The sequence below is a fragment of the Streptomyces sp. NPDC093586 genome (assembly GCF_044764905.1).
Lineage (GTDB): Bacteria > Actinomycetota > Actinomycetes > Streptomycetales > Streptomycetaceae > Streptomyces.
This window is the reverse complement of sequence record NZ_JBIWJA010000013.1, coordinates 134,963-152,226: the sequence shown is the minus strand read 5'-3', so window position 1 is coordinate 152,226 and position 17,264 is coordinate 134,963. Positions and strand designations below refer to the sequence as shown.

The 17,264-nt window shown below is 72.5% G+C and carries 16 protein-coding genes; 12 read left to right on the top strand and 4 right to left on the bottom strand.

Going from position 1 to position 17,264, the window contains the following annotated elements:
- Positions 1-52 precede the first annotated feature (52 nt).
- The 3 genes from ACIRFH_RS16510 (at position 53) to tyrS (ending at position 4,298) form a co-directional block, all read left to right on the top strand.
- Positions 53-1,576, top strand: a complete 1,524-nt coding sequence (locus ACIRFH_RS16510) for a TldD/PmbA family protein (RefSeq protein WP_403521048.1) — start codon at positions 53-55, stop codon at positions 1,574-1,576.
- Complete coding sequence (locus ACIRFH_RS16505) at positions 1,573-2,967, top strand: metallopeptidase TldD-related protein (RefSeq protein ID WP_403521046.1); 1,395 nt, start codon at positions 1,573-1,575, stop codon at positions 2,965-2,967. Before ACIRFH_RS16510 ends, ACIRFH_RS16505 begins: the two co-directional genes overlap by 4 nt.
- A 62-nt stretch (positions 2,968-3,029) precedes the next feature.
- Positions 3,030-4,298 (top strand): tyrosine--tRNA ligase, encoded by a 1,269-nt coding sequence (gene tyrS / locus ACIRFH_RS16500; RefSeq protein ID WP_403521044.1) that lies wholly within the window; start codon positions 3,030-3,032, stop codon positions 4,296-4,298.
- A 65-nt stretch (positions 4,299-4,363) separates the two neighbouring features.
- Here the strand turns inward: tyrS and ACIRFH_RS16495 are convergent, their stop codons facing one another.
- Positions 4,364-4,645, bottom strand: coding sequence for a GlsB/YeaQ/YmgE family stress response membrane protein (locus ACIRFH_RS16495; RefSeq protein WP_403521042.1), 282 nt, complete (start codon positions 4,643-4,645; stop codon positions 4,364-4,366).
- A gap of 261 nt (positions 4,646-4,906) precedes the next feature.
- Here ACIRFH_RS16495 and ACIRFH_RS16490 point away from each other — a divergent pair, with 261 nt between their 5' ends.
- Complete coding sequence (locus ACIRFH_RS16490; protein WP_403521040.1) at positions 4,907-5,305, top strand: DUF3099 domain-containing protein; 399 nt, start codon at positions 4,907-4,909, stop codon at positions 5,303-5,305.
- A 232-nt stretch (positions 5,306-5,537) separates the two neighbouring features.
- A complete protein-coding gene (locus ACIRFH_RS16485) occupies positions 5,538-5,759 on the top strand; it encodes a hypothetical protein (protein WP_403521038.1) in 222 nt (73 codons plus the stop codon).
- Between the two features lie 39 nt (positions 5,760-5,798).
- On the opposite strand, the gene moaA is transcribed toward ACIRFH_RS16485, so the two are convergent.
- The 3 genes from moaA to ACIRFH_RS16470 form a co-directional block, all read right to left on the bottom strand.
- Complete coding sequence (moaA, locus tag ACIRFH_RS16480) at positions 5,799-6,788, bottom strand: GTP 3',8-cyclase MoaA (RefSeq protein ID WP_403521036.1); 990 nt, start codon at positions 6,786-6,788, stop codon at positions 5,799-5,801.
- 156 nt (positions 6,789-6,944) lie between these two features.
- On the bottom strand, positions 6,945-8,579 hold the full coding sequence (locus ACIRFH_RS16475; protein WP_403521033.1) for a cation acetate symporter: 1,635 nt from the start codon (positions 8,577-8,579) through the stop codon (positions 6,945-6,947).
- Positions 8,576-8,932, bottom strand: coding sequence for a DUF485 domain-containing protein (locus ACIRFH_RS16470; protein WP_403521031.1), 357 nt, complete (start codon positions 8,930-8,932; stop codon positions 8,576-8,578). Before ACIRFH_RS16470 ends, ACIRFH_RS16475 begins: the two co-directional genes overlap by 4 nt.
- Positions 8,933-9,197: 265 nt before the next feature.
- Between ACIRFH_RS16470 and ACIRFH_RS16465 the strand changes: the two genes are divergently transcribed.
- From ACIRFH_RS16465 to ACIRFH_RS16435, 7 genes are all read left to right on the top strand, one after another.
- Complete coding sequence (locus ACIRFH_RS16465; RefSeq protein WP_403521028.1) at positions 9,198-10,730, top strand: S8 family peptidase; 1,533 nt, start codon at positions 9,198-9,200, stop codon at positions 10,728-10,730.
- A 70-nt stretch (positions 10,731-10,800) separates the two neighbouring features.
- On the top strand, positions 10,801-12,315 hold the full coding sequence (locus ACIRFH_RS16460; RefSeq protein ID WP_403521026.1) for a S8 family peptidase: 1,515 nt from the start codon (positions 10,801-10,803) through the stop codon (positions 12,313-12,315).
- A 72-nt stretch (positions 12,316-12,387) separates the two neighbouring features.
- Positions 12,388-13,770, top strand: coding sequence for a CoA transferase (locus ACIRFH_RS16455; protein WP_403521024.1), 1,383 nt, complete (start codon positions 12,388-12,390; stop codon positions 13,768-13,770).
- Between the two features lie 62 nt (positions 13,771-13,832).
- Positions 13,833-14,840 carry a CopD family protein gene (locus ACIRFH_RS16450; RefSeq protein WP_403521022.1) on the top strand — a complete coding sequence of 336 codons (1,008 nt, stop codon included), beginning with the start codon at positions 13,833-13,835 and terminating at the stop codon, positions 14,838-14,840.
- A gap of 223 nt (positions 14,841-15,063) precedes the next feature.
- On the top strand, positions 15,064-16,050 hold the full coding sequence (locus ACIRFH_RS16445; RefSeq protein WP_403521020.1) for a DEDDh family exonuclease: 987 nt from the start codon (positions 15,064-15,066) through the stop codon (positions 16,048-16,050).
- Positions 16,051-16,130: 80 nt separating this feature from the next.
- On the top strand, positions 16,131-16,364 hold the full coding sequence (locus tag ACIRFH_RS16440) for a hypothetical protein (RefSeq protein WP_071528763.1): 234 nt from the start codon (positions 16,131-16,133) through the stop codon (positions 16,362-16,364).
- 89 nt (positions 16,365-16,453) lie between these two features.
- Positions 16,454-17,245, top strand: a complete 792-nt coding sequence (locus tag ACIRFH_RS16435; RefSeq protein ID WP_403521018.1) for an SURF1 family protein — start codon at positions 16,454-16,456, stop codon at positions 17,243-17,245.
- The last annotated feature ends 19 nt before the right edge of the window (positions 17,246-17,264 follow it).

Here is a 17,264-nt window from a genome sequence, read left to right as displayed (position 1 = left end):
TTCACTGCCTCCCATGGTCACCACCGGCAAGCGCCCGAAGGGATCTTCCCCCGTGCCCCACGACATCGATCAGTCCTTCACGGCACTCCCCCTGCGCGCCCTCGCCGACGCCGCGCTCGCGCGTGCGCGTGCGCTCGGTGCGGAGCACGCGGACTTCCGGCTGGAGCGGGTGCGCAGCGCCTCCCTGCGGCTGAGGGACGCCAGGCCCGCCGGGTCCTCGGACACCACCGACCTCGGGTACGCGGTGCGCGTGGTGCACGGCGGCACCTGGGGGTTCGCCTCCGGCGTGGACCTGACGATGGACGCCGCCGCGAAGGTCGCCTCCCAGGCGGTGGCGATGGCGAAGCTGTCCGCGCAGGTCATCAAGGCCGCCGGGTCGGACGAGCGGGTGGAGCTGGCCGACGAGCCGGTGCACGCCGACCGGACGTGGGTCTCGTCGTACGAGATCGATCCGTTCACCGTGCCCGGCGAGGAGAAGGCGGCCCTGCTGTCCGACTTCAGCGCGCGGCTGCTGGCGGCCGACGGGGTCGACCACGTCGACGCCTCCCTGCTCACCGTCCACGAGAACAAGTTCTACGCCGACACCGCGGGGACCGTGACCACGCAGCAGCGCGTGCGGCTGCACCCGGTGCTCACGGCCGTGTCGGTGGACGACTCCAGCGGCGAGTTCGACTCCATGCGCACCCTGGCGCCGCCCGTCGGGCGCGGCTGGGAGTACCTGACCGGCACCGGCTGGGACTGGGACGCCGAGCTGGCAAAGATGCCGGGGCTGCTCGCCGAGAAGATGCGGGCGCCGAGCGTGGAGCCGGGCCTGTACGACCTGGTCGTCGATCCGTCGAACCTGTGGCTGACCATTCACGAGTCCGTCGGGCACGCCACCGAGCTGGACCGCGCCCTCGGCTACGAGGCCGCCTACGCCGGCACCTCCTTCGCCACCTTCGACCAGCTCGGCAGGCTCCGCTACGGCTCGGAACTGATGAACGTCACCGGCGACCGCACCGCCGAGCACGGCCTGGCGACCATCGGGTACGACGACGAGGGCGTCGAGGCCCAGTCCTGGGACCTGGTGAAGGACGGCACGCTGGTCGGCTACCAGCTCGACCGGCGCATCGCGCGGCTCACCGGGTTCGAGCGGTCCAACGGGTGCGCCTACGCCGACTCCCCCGCCCATGTGCCCGTGCAGCGGATGGCCAACGTGTCACTGCGGCCGGATCCCGGCGGGCTGTCGACGGAGGACCTGATCGGGGGTGTGGAGCGGGGCATCTACGTCGTCGGGGACCGGTCGTGGTCCATCGACATGCAGCGCTACAACTTCCAGTTCACCGGGCAGCGGTTCTTCCGGATCGAGAACGGGCGGCTGGCCGGTCAGGTGCGGGACGTGGCCTACCAGGCGACGACCACCGACTTCTGGGGGTCCATGGCGGCCGTCGGCGGTCCGCAGACGTACGTCCTGGGCGGCGCCTTCAACTGCGGCAAGGCCCAGCCGGGGCAGGTCGCGGCCGTCTCCCACGGCTGCCCGTCCGCCCTGTTCAAGGGAGTCAACATTCTGAACACGACGCAGGAGGCGGGTCGATGAGCGCGCGCACGGGCAAGCCGCACGAGATCGTCGAGCGGGCGCTGGAGCTGTCCCGCGCGGACGGCTGCGTGGTCATCGCCGACGAGGAGTCCACCGCCAACCTGCGCTGGGCGGGGAACGCGCTCACCACCAACGGCGTCACGCGCGGGCGCACGCTCACCGTGATCGCGACCGTCGACGGGCGGGAGGGCACGGCGTCCGGGGTCGTGTCCCGCTCGGCGGTGACCGCGGACGAGCTGGAGCCGCTGGTGCGTGCCGCGGAGGCCGCCGCGCGCGGCGCAGGCCCCGCCGAGGACGCGCAGCCGCTGGTCACGGGCGTGCCCGCCTCGCCCGACTTCACGGACGCGCCCGCCGAGACGTCGTCGGCCGTGTTCGCCGGCTTCGCACCGGCCCTCGGGGAGGCGTTCGCCCGCGCGCGTGCGGGCGGGCGCGAGCTGTACGGCTTCGCCCGCCACGAGCTGACGTCGACGTACCTGGGGACGTCCACGGGTCTGCGGCTGCGGCACGACCAGCCCACCGGCACGCTGGAGCTGAACGCCAAGTCCCCGGACCGGACCCGGTCGGCGTGGGCGGGGCGTTCCACACGGGACTTCGCGGACGTCGATCCGGCGGCGCTCGACGCCGAGCTGGCCGTACGGCTGGGCTGGGCAGAGCGGCGGGTGGAGCTGCCCGCCGGCCGGTACGAGACGCTGCTGCCGCCGACGGCGGTCGCGGACCTGCTGATCTACCAGCTGTGGTCGGCCTCGGGACGGGACGCGGTGGAGGGGCGCACGGTGTTCTCGAAGCCGGGCGGCGGCACGCGCGTCGGGGAACGGCTCGGTGAGCTGCCGCTGACCCTGCGCAGCGATCCGCACGAGCCGGGCCTGGAGAGCGCGCCGTTCGTGATCGCGCACTCCTCGGGCGGCGACCAGTCGGTGTTCGACAACGGGCTGCCGGTGACGGCGACGGACTGGATCCACGCGGGCGAGCTGAACCGGCTGACCACCACCCGGCACAGCGCCTCGCTGACCGGGCTGCCGGTGGCGCCGGCGATCGACAACCTCGTCCTGGAGGGCGGCACCGGCCGTTCCCTGGAGGAGATGGTCGCCGGCACCCGGCGGGGACTGCTGCTGACCTGCCTGTGGTACATCCGCGAGGTGGACCCGGCGACGCTGCTGCTGACCGGCCTGACCCGGGACGGCGTGTACCTGGTCGAGGACGGCGAGGTGGTCGGCGAGGTGAACAACTTCCGGTTCAACGAGTCGCCGGTCTCGCTGCTGGGCCGGGCCACGGAGGCCGGGCGGACGGAGAAGACGCTGCCCAGGGAGTGGGGCGACTGGTTCACCAGGGCCGCGATGCCCGCCCTGAGGGTGCCGGACTTCAATATGAGCTCGGTCAGCCAGGGCGTATAACCTCGTAGTCGGCTGTCACTCGACTGCCCGAAGATCATGACCATGTAGGAGACACGAGAACCGTGACGGACATCGTCGACGAGCTGAAGTGGCGCGGGCTGTTCGCCCAGTCCACCGACGAGGACGCTCTGCGCAAGGCGCTCGCGAACGGTCCCGTCACGTTCTATTGCGGCTTCGACCCGACCGCGCCGTCCCTGCACGTCGGACACCTGGTGCAGGTGCTCACCGTGCGCCGGCTCCAGCAGGCCGGCCACCGGCCGCTGGCGCTGGTCGGCGGCGCCACGGGCCAGATCGGTGACCCGCGTCCGACCGCGGAGCGCACGCTGAACTCGCCGGAGACCGTCGCGGGCTGGGTCGAGCGGCTGCGCGGCCAGATCGAGCCGTTCCTGTCCTTCGAGGGCGAGAACGCGGCCGTGATGGTCAACAACCTCGACTGGACCGCGAACCTGTCCGCGATCGAGTTCCTGCGGGACATCGGCAAGCACTTCCGCGTCAACAAGATGCTGACCAAGGACTCGGTCGCCCGGCGGCTGGAGTCCTCGGAGGGCATCAGCTACACGGAGTTCAGCTACCAGCTGCTCCAGGCGATGGACTTCCTCCAGCTCTACCGGCGCTACGGCTGCACGATGCAGCAGGGCGGCAGCGACCAGTGGGGCAACCTCACGGCCGGCCTCGACCTGCTGCACCGCCTGGAGCCGGACGCGACCGTCCACGCCTACGCGACGCCGCTGATGACGAAGGCGGACGGCACCAAGTTCGGCAAGACCGAGGGCGGCGCCGTCTGGCTCGACCCGGAGATGACGACGCCGTACGCGTTCTACCAGTTCTGGCTGAACGTGGACGACCGGGACATCTCGCGCTACATGCGCATCCTGTCCTTCCGCTCCCGCGAGGAGCTGGAGGAGCTGGAGCGGCAGACCGAGGAGCGCCCGCAGGCCCGCGCCGCGCAGCGCGCGCTGGCCGAGGAGCTGACGACGCTGGTGCACGGTGCCGACCAGACGGCCGCCGTGATCGCCGCGTCCAAGGCCCTCTTCGGCCAGGGCGACCTGGCCGGGCTGGACGCCCGGACGCTGGCCGCGGCCCTCTCCGAGGTGCCGCACGTCGCGGTCACCGAGCCGGCCCCGGTCGTGGACCTGTTCGCCGAGGTCGGCCTGGTGGCCAGCAAGTCCGCCGCGCGCCGCACGGTGAAGGAGGGCGGCGCCTACGTGAACAACGTCAAGGTCACCGCCGAGGACGCGGTCCCCGCGGCGGAGGACCTGCTGCACGGGCGCTGGCTGGTGCTGCGCCGCGGCAAGAAGAACCTGGCCGCGGTGGAGGTCACCGGCGCCTGACGCGCGCACGAGGGGCGGTTCCCGGTGCCTTGCGGCCCGAGGGGCCGCCCCTTCGCCGTATCGCGTCAGGCGCGTTCCCGGCGCCTGTTGCCCCGCACCGCCATGTAGGCGGCGTCACCGACGCCGACGATGATGATCGCGGCCACCAACTGGAACACGTGCCGCCACCAGTCGATGCCGCGGGTCGCCTCGACCCCGACCGCGCGGGCGATCGCGTTGCCGGCGATGGCTCCGAGCATGCCGAAGATGGTGGTCAGCCACAGAGGGCTGTGCTGCTTGCCCGGAATGACCGCCTTGGCGATCAGACCGAGCACGAATCCGACGATGATCGCCCACAACCAGCCCATGGCTGCCTCCCTCATACGGCTCTACGCGAGCATTGCCGTCAGTCTTCGGCCGTACCGCGAACGGCGCATGCCGGGTACGGCCGAACGGGGGACCCGCCTACGCGGCACGGCGCACGCCGGGCGCGCGGACCGGGGGCGACCCGGTCTCGTCGCGACCGCGGCCGCGGCGTAACGTGGAGTCCGTCCGGGACCGGGATCCCCGAGCGGCCGCGGACGGAAGCGGGGCGGGGAAAGACCGATGCGGGCGGTTGGTGGAACGTGATGCGGAAGCTGAGCGGCGGGCAGAACACCGAGGTGTTCCGGATCACCGGGGCCCGTACGGGCCTCCAGGAGGACGTGCGCGGGCGGCAGCGCCGCTACGTCATCTCGATGTCGGTCCGTACGGTTTCGGTCATCCTCGCGGCCTGCCTGTGGAACGTGGAACGGTACGTCGCGATCGTGGCGCTGGTGCTCGGCGCGGTCCTGCCCTACATCGCGGTGGTGATCGCGAACGCCGGACGGGAGAACGCGCCCTCGTTGCCGTCGACGTTCGTGACGGTGCCGCCCCCGCCGATGATCACTGCTCCGCGCGCGGAGGACGACCCGGCGGAATCCGTTGCGGAAGGCGTCGCGCCCGACGCCGCGCGGGACGCGGGCGGTGAGTCGCGCGGCCGGTCGTGACCGCGGGGCCGTGGTGACGGCGACGGCGGGCCCGGCCCGGACGGGCGTCGGTTCCGCGCCAAGGCCCGAGAAAAGCTCAGATCAATCATGTGGTTCCGGTGCCGGGCGGCAGGTGACCCGTGACATACTTCGTACGCGCTCCGCATCCCCCGTCGGAGCGACGGACCGACGCCGGGCAGCTCCCCCCGTGGCTGCTCGGCGTCGCCTTTTCCGCGAGTTGTGAGACGAAGCCGTGAGTGACGAGTCGACCCCCATCTGCTCCGCCAAGGGCTGCCGCGATGCCGCGGTGTGGGTGCTGGCGTGGAACAACCCGAAGGTCCACACCCCGGAGCGCCGCAAGACGTGGCTCGCCTGCGAGGAGCACCGGGAGCACCTGTCCCAGTTCCTCGGGGTGCGGGGCTTCCTGAAGGACGTCGCCCGGTTCGAGGACTGGCAGGCGGCCGAGCACTCCTGAGGCCGCGGGCGCCCCGCGGCCCGGTCCGCCAAAGGGGTCTCAGCCGCCGATCGCGGACATCGGCCGGTCGGGCTGGACGAACGTGGGGTCGTCCAGGCCCGCGCCCGCCTTCTTGCCCCACATGGCGAGCCGCCAGATGCGGGCGATCTCCTCGTCCGGGGCACCGGAGCGCAGGGCGGCGCGCAGATCGGTCTCCTCGGTGGCGAACAGGCAGGTGCGCACCTGGCCGTCGGCGGTCAGGCGGGTGCGGTCGCAGGCCGAGCAGAACGGGCGGGTGACGGAGGCGATGACGCCGACGCGGTGCGGTCCGCCGTCCACCAGCCAGCGCTCGGCGGGGGCCGAGCCGCGCGCCTCGGAGCCCTCGGCGGTCAGCTCGAAGCGGGTGCGCAGGGAGGCGAGGATGTCACCGGCGGTGACCATGCCCTCGCGCTTCCAGCCGTGCTGGGCGTCCAGGGGCATCTGCTCGATGAAGCGCAGCTCGTAGTCGTGCTCGACGGCCCAGGCCAGCAGGTCGGGGGCCTCGTCGTCGTTGAGGCCGGGCATCAGGACCGAGTTGACCTTCACCGGGGTCAGACCGGCCTCGCGGGCGGCCGCCAGGCCCTCCAGGACGTCCTTGTGGCGGTCGCGGCGGGTGAGGGTCTTGAAGACGTCCGGGCGCAGGGTGTCCAGGGAGACGTTGACCCGGTCCAGACCCGCGGCCTTCAGGGCGCTCGCCGTGCGCCTGAGGCCGATGCCGTTGGTGGTGAGGGACATCTGGGGGCGCGGCTCCAGGACGGCGACGCGCTCGACGATGCCGACCAGGCCGGGGCGCAGCAGGGGCTCCCCACCGGTGAAGCGGACCTCCTCGACGCCGAGGGAGGTGACCGCGATGCCGATCAGGCGGACGATCTCGTCGTCCGTGAGCAGGTCGGGCTTGGCCAGCCACTGCAGGCCCTCTTCCGGCATGCAGTACGTGCAGCGCAGGTTGCAGCGGTCGGTCAGCGAGACCCTCAGGTCGGTGGCCACTCGGCCGTAGGTGTCGATGAGCACGCGGGCCCCCTCCTCGACGCGGATCGGCGGAGCGCTTCTGTCCCCCGACACCTGCGAGCCTACGTGACCGCGCCGACATCGACAGCGGCCCGATCCCTACGACGTATGCCGCGGCCCCGTCGTAGGGATCTACGACGGGGCCGCGGCGGGGTGGGATCAGTGGGCGCCCGTGCCGGTCAGCGACCGGACCTCGAGCTCCGCGTACTTCGCCTTGTCGGGTTCCTCCTTGGACAGGACCGTGCCGAGCCAGCCCATGAGGAAGCCGAACGGGATGGAGATGATGCCCGGGTTCTTCAGCGGGAACCAGGCGAAGTCGACGTCCGGGAACATCGCCTTGGGATCGCCGGAGACGACGGGCGAGAACAGCACCAGGCCGACGGCGACGATCAGACCGCCGTAGATCGACCACAGGGCGCCCTGGGTGGTGAACCGCTTCCAGAACAGGCTGTAGAGGATGGTCGGCAGGTTGGCGGAGGCCGCGACCGCGAAGGCCAGGGCGACCAGGCCGGCCACGTTCAGGTCGCGGGCGAGGGCGCCGAGCGCGATGGAGACGATGCCGATGAAGACGGTCGCCCAGCGGGCCGCCCGCATCTCCTCCTTCTCGGTCGCCCGCCCCTTGCGGATGACGTTGGCGTAGATGTCGTGCGCGAAGGACGACGAGGAGGCGAGGGTGAGGCCGGCGACCACGGCGAGGATGGTCGCGAAGGCCACCGCCGAGATCGTGGCGAGCAGGATCGCGCCCCAGGCCGAGTCGACGCCGCCCACGTGCAGGGCGAGCAGCGGCGCGGCCGTGTTGCCGGACGGGTTGGAGGCGATGATCTCCTTCTGCCCGATGAGCGCGGCGGCGCCGAAGCCGAGGGCGATGGTCATCAGGTAGAAGGCGCCGATGATGCCGATCGCCCAGTTCACGGACTTACGGGCGGCCTTGGCGTTGGGCACGGTGTAGAAGCGGATCAGGATGTGCGGCAGGCCTGCCGTGCCGAGTACCAGGGCGATGCCCAGGGAGATGAAGTCGAGCTTGGTGGTGCCGGTCGCGCCGTACTGGAGGCCGGGCTCCAGGAAGGCGGAGCCCTTGCCGCTGTTCTCGGCGGCCTTGCCGAGCAGGTCGGAGATGTTGAAGTCGAACTTCAGCAGCACCAGGAAGGTGATCAGGACGGTGCCGCCGATCAGCAGCACGGCCTTGACCATCTGGACCCAGGTGGTGCCCTTCATGCCGCCGATGGTGACGTACACGATCATCAGGACGCCGACGAGGGCGACGATGAGGATCTTGCCGGCGTCGGAGGTGATGCCGAGCAGCAGCGAGACGAGGACGCCCGCGCCGGCCATCTGGGCCAGCAGGTAGAAGATCGACACGACGATCGTGGAGGTGCCGGCGGCGGTGCGCACGGGGCGCTGTCGCATGCGGTACGCGAGGACGTCGCCCATCGTGTAGCGGCCGGAGTTCCTGAGCGGTTCGGCGACCAGGAGGAGGGCGACCAGCCAGGCGACCAGGAAGCCGATGGAGTACAGGAAGCCGTCGTAGCCGAAGAGGGCGATGGCACCGGCGATGCCGAGGAAGGACGCGGCCGACATGTAGTCGCCGGAGACGGCGAGGCCGTTCTGGAAGGCGCTGAACTGGCGGCCGCCCGCGTAGAAGTCGGCGGCGTCCTTGGTCTGGCGGCCCGCCCAGACGGTGATGCCGAGCGTCGCGAGGACGAACACGGCGAAGAGCGTGATGATCAGCGGCCGGTGCTCGCTGGCCTCGTTGGCGGCCAGTTCGGCGGCGAGAGAGGTCTGTGCGGGGCTCATGCGCCGCCCTCCATCCGGGACTTGATGGCCTCGGCCTTGGGGTCGAGCTTCGCGGCGGCGTGCCGCGAGTACCACCAGGCGATGAGGAACGTGGTGACGAACTGGGCGAGACCGAAGACGAACGCGACGTTGATGTTGCCGAACAGCTTGGCGCCCATGAAGTCGCCGGCGTAGTTCGACAGCAGCACGTAGAGCAGGTACCAGGCGACGAAGGCGATCGTCAGCGGGAAGGCGAAGGAGCGGAAGGTGCGGCGCAGTTCGGCGAACTCGGCACTCTGCTGCACCTCGGAGAACTCCTCGGCGGAGGGGAGTCGGTGTTCCTCTTTCGAGGGGGGCGGTGCGTCGGTGGCCACGGAGTCTCCTCGTACGACGGACATGACGGCTTGGACCTCGGTGTTCTCACGGGGGCCCGGTCGTGCTCGGGCCCCCTGTCCAACCACACGGCCACTGCCGGGGCGTGGTTCAACATCCGTGGCACTTTCCCCAAGTCACTTGGGAGGAATCATTGCTGGCCGACGACTTCGGGGATAGCTTCGCCCTGCACCACTGCGTCATGTACCTGCCCGAGGACCATCCGCGTCCCGGGCCGGTCTCGTTTCCGGATGATGTGGAGACCCCATGGTTCATCTGCGTTCCAGACGTCGGCTCGCCCTCGCCGTGCCGGTCGCGCTGTCGCTGACCGCCTCGCTCGGCTTCCTGCCGGCGGCGGGGGTGTCGGCCGCCGAGCGGGTGGAGGCCACCGCGCGGGCCGCGGACGCGCCGAAGCTGGCGTACGTCGTCAACACGAAGGCGGACCACCGCACGATCGCCTCGGTGAAGAAGGCGATCGCCGCGGCCGACGGCAGCGTGGTGGCCACGTACGAGAAGATCGGTGTCATCGTCGTGCACTCGGCGAACCCGGACTTCGCGAAGACCGTGCGCGCGGTGCGCGGAGTGCAGTCGGCCGGTGCGACCCGCACCGCGCCGCTGACCGCCGCCGGGACGACGGACGAGGGCGCGGCGGAGATCCTCTCCGCCGACCAGGCCGCACGGACCGCGAAGGCGTCCAGGGCCGCGGGCGCCGGCGAGCCCCTCGAAGCGGACCAGTGGGACCTGCGCGCGATCGGCGCCGACAAGGCCGCGAAGATCAACCCGGGCAGCGACAAGGTCACCGTCGCCGTGATCGACACCGGCGTCGACGACACCCACCCGGACCTCGCGCCGAACTTCTCCGCGTCCCAGTCCGCCAACTGCGTCGGCGGCAAGGCGGACACCAGCGAGGGCGCCTGGCGGCCGTACACCGCCGAGGACTACCACGGCACCCACGTGGCCGGGGAGATAGCCGCCGCCCGCAACGGCATCGGCGTCGCCGGCGTCGCCCCGGGCGTGAAGGTCGCCGGCATCAAGGTGAGCGACCCGGACAACGGCCTGTTCTACCCCGAGAACGTCGTCTGCGCCTTCGTGTTCGCCGCCGACCACGGCGTGGAGATCACCAACAACAGCTACTACGTCGACCCGTGGCTGTACAACTGCATGGACGACCCCGACCAGCGGGCCATCGTCGACGCGGTCAACCGGGCCCAGCTGTACGCCCAGAAGAAGGGCACGCTCCACCTCGCCTCGGCGGGCAACTCCAACCACGACCTGGACTCCGACGCGATCGTCGACGCCTCCAGCCCGGACGACTCCACGCCGGTGACGCGGACCGTCGACCCGCACGCGTGCTTCGACGTGCCGACCCAGCTGCCGGGCGTCGTCACGGTCAGCGCGACGGGCGTGCAGAACCTCAAGTCGTACTACTCCTCCTACGGCAAGGGCGTGGTGGACGTCGCGGCGCCGGGCGGCGACCGGCGCTACCAGCTCCCGGACACGCCGTCGAAGGACGGCCGGATCCTGTCCACCATGCCGAACAACCAGTACGCCTACCTTCAGGGCACGTCGATGGCCTCGCCGCACGCCGCCGGCGTCGCCGCGCTGCTGAAGTCGAAGTACCCGCACGCCTCCCCGGCCCAGCTGCAGGCGCTGCTGAAGGCCCAGGCGGACAACCCGGGCTGCCCGGCCTCCTACGACCAGGACGGCGACGGCACACAGGACGCGACGTGCGAGGGCGGCAGCCGGGTCAACGGCTTCTACGGGTTCGGCATCGTCAACGCGCTGCGCGCGGTGAAGTGACCCACCCCCCAGCACACTTCGGCACCCGCCACCGCACTTCGGCATCTCGAACGAACTGGAGACCTCGCACATGACAGTGTCCCGCTCCCGTCACCGTCGCGCTCTCGCCGTGCCGGTCGGCATGGCCATGGCGACGGCGCTCGCCTTCCTGCCGGGCGTCCAGGCCACCGCGGCCGAGGCGCCCGCGGCCACCGCCGAGGCGGCCTCGCTCAGCTACGTCGTCAACGTCCAGCCGGGCCACGGCCCTTCGGCGCACGTGAAGCGTGCGATAGCCAAGGCCGGCGGCACGATCGTGACATCGTACGACCGGATCGGCGTGGTCGTCGTCCACTCGGCGAACCCGGACTTCGCGAAGACCGTGCGCAAGGCGCCCGGCGTGCAGTCGGCCGGTGCCACCCGCACGGCGCCGCTGCCCTCGGCGGCGACGACCGACGTGGGCACCCCGAAGGTGCTCAGCGCGCGGGAGGCCGCCGCCGCCCAGGCCGCCGAGGGCAAGGACCCGCTGGAGTCCCTCCAGTGGGACCTGCCGGCCATCAAGGCGGACAAGGCGCACGAGAAGTCGCTGGGCAGCAGCAAGGTGACCGTCGCGGTGATCGACACCGGCGTCGACGACACGCACCCGGACATCGCGCCGAACTTCGACCGGCGGGCGTCGGTCAACTGCGTGGCGGGCAAGCCGGACACCACCGACGGCGCCTGGCGGCCGGGCGCGGCGGAGAGCCCGCACGGCACGCACGTGGCCGGGGAGATCGCCGCCGCGAAGAACGGCGTCGGCATGACCGGCGTGGCGCCGGGCGTGAAGGTCGCGGGCATCAAGGTGTCCAACCCGGACGGCTTCTTCTACACCGAGGCCGTGGTCTGCGGCTTCATGTGGGCGGCCGAGCACGGCGTCGACGTGACCAACAACAGCTACTACACCGACCCGTGGTACTTCAACTGCAAGAACGACCCGGACCAGAAGGCGCTCGTCGAGGCCGTCTCGCGGGCCTCGCGGTACGCGGAGAAGAAGGGCGCGGTCAACGTCGCCGCGGCCGGCAACGAGAACTACGACCTCGCCTCCGACGAGATCCTCGACCCGTCCTCCCCCAACGACACCACGCCCGGTGACCGGGTGATCGACCCGTCGGAGTGCTACGACATCCCGACCCAGCTGCCGGGTGTCGTCACGGTGGCGGCGACCGGGGCCAAGGGCCTGAAGTCGTCCTTCTCCAACTACGGTCTGGGCGTCATCGACATCGCCGCGCCCGGCGGCGACTCGACCGCCTACCAGAAGCCGGCGCCGCCGGCGACCAGCGGCCTGATCCTGGGCACGCTGCCGGGCGGCAAGTGGGGCTACATGGCCGGTACGTCGATGGCGTCGCCGCACGTCGCCGGTGTCGCCGCGCTGATCAAGTCGACGCACCCGCACGCCTCCCCGGCCATGGTCAAGGCGCTGCTGTACGCGCAGGCCGACGCCACGCCGTGCACCAAGCCGTACGACATCGACGGCGACGGCAAGGTGGACGCGGTGTGCGAGGGGTCGAAGAACCGCAACGGCTTCTACGGCTGGGGCACGGCCGACGCGCTGGACGCGGTGACCCGGTAGGACCCGGCGGAACCCGGTAGGAGCCGGCACCCGGCCTTCCCGTCGATCCGGTCGGTACTGCATGGTGCTGTCATGACCGACCTCGACCACGCCTGGTCCGCTCTGGGCGGTGACCCCGCCCTCCTCCGGCGCGTGACGACCACCGTGCGGGAGGGTGCCCTTCCGGGGCGCCTTCCCGTGCGGGAGTCCGCCCGGATCTGCGTCGGCGTGTGCGCGCTGGCCGCCGCCGAGCTGGCGGCGCGACGGGCGGGGCTCGCGCGGGTGCCCGGCGTGCGCGTGGACGACGGAGCCGTCGCCACCGCGTTCACCAGTGAGCGGCACCTGCGGATCGCCGGCCGGGAGCCGGTGTCGTTCGCGCCGCTGTCCCGGTTCTGGCGCACCGCCGACGGCTGGCTGCGGACCCACGCGAACTATCCGCACCACCGGCGGCGCCTGCTCGCCGCCCTGGACCTGCCGGACGACCCGGAGCTCGTGGCGGCGGCGCTCGGCGAACGGTCCGCCCTCGAGGCCGAGGAGGCGGTGTACGCGGCCGGCGGCCTGGCGGTCGCGCTGCGCACCCCGGAACAGTGGGCGGCGCACGGGCAGGGCGCTGCGGTGGCCCGGCGTCCCCTGGTCGAGCGCGAGCTCCTGGGCCCGGCGCCCGTGCGCGCGTTCACGCCCGCCCCGGCCTCCCTCGCCTCCCCCGCCGCCGGGCTGCGCGTCCTGGACCTGACCCGGGTCATCGCGGGCCCGGTCGCCACCCGCACCCTCGCGCTGCTCGGCGCGGACGTGCTGCGCGTGGACCCGCCCGGTCTGCCGGAACTGCCCGACCAGCACGCCGACACGGGCTTCGGGAAGCGGTCGGCGGCGCTGGACCTGGCGTCCGGCCGGGCGGCGTTCGAGGAGCTGCTGGCCGGGGCGGACGTCGTCGTCACCGGGTACCGGCCGGGCTCCCTGGACCGCTTCGGGCTCTCTCCCCGGGCCCTGGCCGAGCGCCGGCCCGGGCTGGTCGTGGCCCAGCTGTCGGCCTGGGGCGCGGACGGGCCGTGGGCGGGGCGGCGCGGCTTCGACAGCCTGGTGCAGGCCGCCACCGGCATCGCCGCCGTCGAGGGGTCCGCCGAGCGGCCCGGGGCCCTGCCCGCGCAGGCCCTCGACCACGGCACGGGCCATCTGCTGGCGGCCGCCGTACTGCGGTCCCTGACCGACCGGTCGCGGGAGGGCGGCAGCCGGCTGGTACGGCTGTCCCTGGCGCGGACCGCCGCCTGGCTCATGGACGCGGTCCGGCCGGACGGCACGGGACCGGACCGGCGCGAGCACGCGGGGGCGCACCCGGGGCCGGAGCCCTGGCTCGCCGAACGGGACAGCCCGCTCGGGCGGCTGCGGTACGCCCTGCCGCCGGTGTCCTACGCCGGCGGCCCGGCCGACTGGGCCCGCCCACCGGGGCCCTGGGGGGCGGACGCCGCGGCGTGGCTGTGACGCGGCGCCGGTTTCTTTTCCAGAACTTGCCCGCTTCTGGGGGAGTTGGTGAAGATCCAGAGGTGACCTCGACAAGACCCCCGTCCCCGGCCGCCGGCGCCGGACGGCACGCACGGCCCTCCGGCACCGGCCGGGCCGCGGCCGTTCTCGCGCTGGTGGCGCTGGCCGCGCTGATACCCGTGCTCGGCCCGTCCCCCGCCCTGCACGGCACCGGAGAGGCCGAAGCACCCGGCACGGGCGGCATCGCCCTGCTGCGCACGGTGCTGTTCGCGGCACTGAGCGTCCCGGTCGGCGAACTGTTCGTGAACCGGCTGGCCCGGTCCCTCCCCGGAGCTCCCCCGGGCCGGCCCCGCAGCTGGTCCCCGGCGGCGAACGCCGTCGCGTTCGCCGCCGCGCTGGGGCTCGCGTCGGTCGTGGCCACCGGCAACCTGGTGCCGGGCGGCATCGCCGAGATCGACGTCGGCGGCCTCTACGCGTCCCGCGACGGCAAGCTCGCGCTCCTCGAGGTCAACGCGTTCCTCGTGGCGGGCCTGTGCGCCGTCTCGCGCCGGCCGGGCACCCAGGTCTGGCCGCTGGCCGCCGTGATCGTCGCGGAGGCCCTGCGCGCCCACCCCACCACCGAGTACAGCCCCCTGATCGGCTCCGGCCTGACCCTGGTCCACCTGACGTGCGCGTCACTGTGGGTGGGCGGCCTGCTGTACGCGCTGCGCGTCCTGCGCGGGTGGCGGGGCGCCGCGGCGGGCGCGGCCCTGCTGGGTCTCTACGCGCGCGTGGCGGCCGTTCTGCTGGCCGCCGTCACGGCGACGGGGGTGTGCAGTTCGCTGCGCCGGATGCCGGCGGGCACGATCCTGGACCAGCTGACGGACACGGCGTACGGGAGGGTGCTGCTCGCCAAGGTGATCCTGGTGGCGGCCGTCGCCGCCCTCGCCCTGTGGGCCCGGATCCGGCTGGGTCGCGCCGCCGACCCGCTGTCCGCCTGCTCCCCCGCGCGCGGGGAGGTCGTCGCCCTCGGCGTGGTGGTCGCGGTGTCGGGACTCCTGACGGCGCTTCCGGTGCCGATCCGCTGGTGAGACCGGGCCGGAGGGTCCCTCGCCGCGCGTGGGTTCCGTCACACCCGGGGCACGCCGTCCGAGGCGCCGGGGCGTCCGGCCGGTGCTCCGCGGCCGGTCCCGGCGGTCGTGGTCGCGGCGCCCCCGGCCCGGGCGGCAGGACATGGCACGGCGGCGGTGCGCGGGGCCCGGCGGGGCACCTGCGGGGAGGGACTGTCAGTCGCGGCCCGTATCCTCATGGACCATGCTCGAAGACCGCACGACCGCAGCGCCGTCCGCCACCGCGTGGCCGGCCGCGTATCCGCAGGGGTACGCGGTCGTCGACGTGGAGACCACCGGCCTGGCCCGCGACGACCGCATCATCTCCGCGGCCGTCTACCGGCTGGACGCGCGCGGAGAGGTCGAGGACCACTGGTACACGCTGGTCAATCCGGAACGGGACCCGGGTCCGGTGTGGATACACGGGCTGACGAGCGAGGTGCTCGAGGGCGCGCCCCTGTTCCGGGACATCGCCGCGGAGTTCGCGGCCCGGCTCGACGGACGGGTGCTCGTCGCGCACAACGCCGTCTTCGACTGGCAGATGATCGCCCGGGAGTACGCGCGCGCGGAGGGTGCGGCCCCGGTGCGGCAACGGCTGTGCACCATCGCGCTCTCCAAGGAGCTGGGGCTGCCGCTGCCCAACCACAAGCTGGAGTCGCTGGCCGCGCACTTCGGTGTCGTGCAGCAGCGGGCGCACCACGCGCTGGACGACGCGCGCGTGCTGGCGGAGGCGTTCCGGCCGAGCCTGCACGCCGCGGCGGCGGGCGGACTGCGGCTGCCGCTGCACGAGTGCCGGCCGCTGACGGAGTGGTCGGACCGGCCCGCACCCCGGCTCGGGCAGCAGACGGGCTACGGCGGCCACCGGCAGAGCGGTTGGCGCCCCTCCCGCAAGAGGCCCGCGTGCCCCTATCCCAACCCGGGCCGGTACGAAGTGGGCAAACGACTCAAGCAGGGCATGCGGGTCGCCTTCTCGGGCGACACCTCGATCGAACGGGACCTGCTGGAGGACCGCGCCACCGAGGCCGGACTCCACGTCGCCACCAGCCTGTCCCGGCTGACCAGCCTGCTGGTCACCAACGACCCGGACTCGGGCACGTCGAAGGTGGTCAAGGCCCGGCAGTACGGCACGCCGGTGGTGGACGAGGCGGCCTTCGGGCAGCTGCTGGCGGACGTCGAGCCCGCGGACGACTGACCCGTACGGACGGGTGATTGCCGGACGACTCGCCCGGCACCCGCTCGCCCGCGCCCCCGCCACGGCCCACCCTGTGCCCCATGGCGACATGCGAAGTCTGCGGCAACAACTACGGAATGACCTTCGAGGTCCACGCCCAGGGGGCGGTGCACGTCTTCGACTGCTTCTCCTGCGCGATCCACCGGATGGCCCCCATCTGCGAGCACTGCCGGGTGCAGATCATCGGCCAGGGCGTCGAGGTCGAGGGCCACTGGTACTGCGGCGCCCACTGCGCCCGCGCGGAGGGGAGGGCGGGCATCGTCGACAAGGTCTGAGGCCGGATGTGGTTCCCGCCGGCGCGGGGCCGCGGTCCTCGTCCGGCCCCACCGGCGAGGGCCGCGTTTCGGCAAGGTACCGTCGACGCGTGTACCGCTTCCTGTTGTCCCGCCAGTGGGTGATCATCACGCTGGTCGCCCTGCTGCTCATCCCGACGATGATCAAACTGGGCTTCTGGCAGATGCACCGCTACGAGGAGCGCACCGCCCGGAACGACCTGGTCGCCGAGGCGCTCGGTGCGGAGCCGGTGCCGGTGGAGTCGCTGACCGCTCCCGGCAAGAAGATCACCACCCGCGAGCGGTACCGCTCCGTGACCGCGAAGGGCCGCTTCGACACGGACCACGAGGTCGTCGTCCGCCGGCGCACGAACTCCCAGGACAAGGTCGGCTACCACGTGCTGACCCCGTTCGTCCTCGACGACGGCAAGGTCCTGCTCGTCAACCGGGGCTGGATCCCCGCGGACGGCCCCAGCCAGACCGCGTTCCCCGAGGTTCCCGCACCGCCCCGGGGAGAGATCACCCTCACCGGGCGGATGATGCCCGACGAGACGACCGCCGCGAGCGGCATCAAGGACCTCAAGGACCTGCCGGACCGGCAGATCATGCTCATCAGCAGCGAGCGGGAGGCCGCCCGCCTGGACGCCCGGGTGCTCGGCGGATACGTCGTCCTGACGGCGCCGGAGCCGAAGGGCGACACCCCGGAGCCGATCGGCAAGCCGGGCAACGAGGACGCCGCGCTGAACTACGCGTACGCGATCCAGTGGTGGCTGTTCTCCGCGGCCGTCCCGGTCGGCTGGTGGATCCTGGTCCGCCGCGAGAAGCGCGACCGGGAGAACGCCGAGCCCGTGGAGAGCGCGGAGGCGGAACCCGCCACCGTGTGACGGTGTGCCCGCGGGCGTG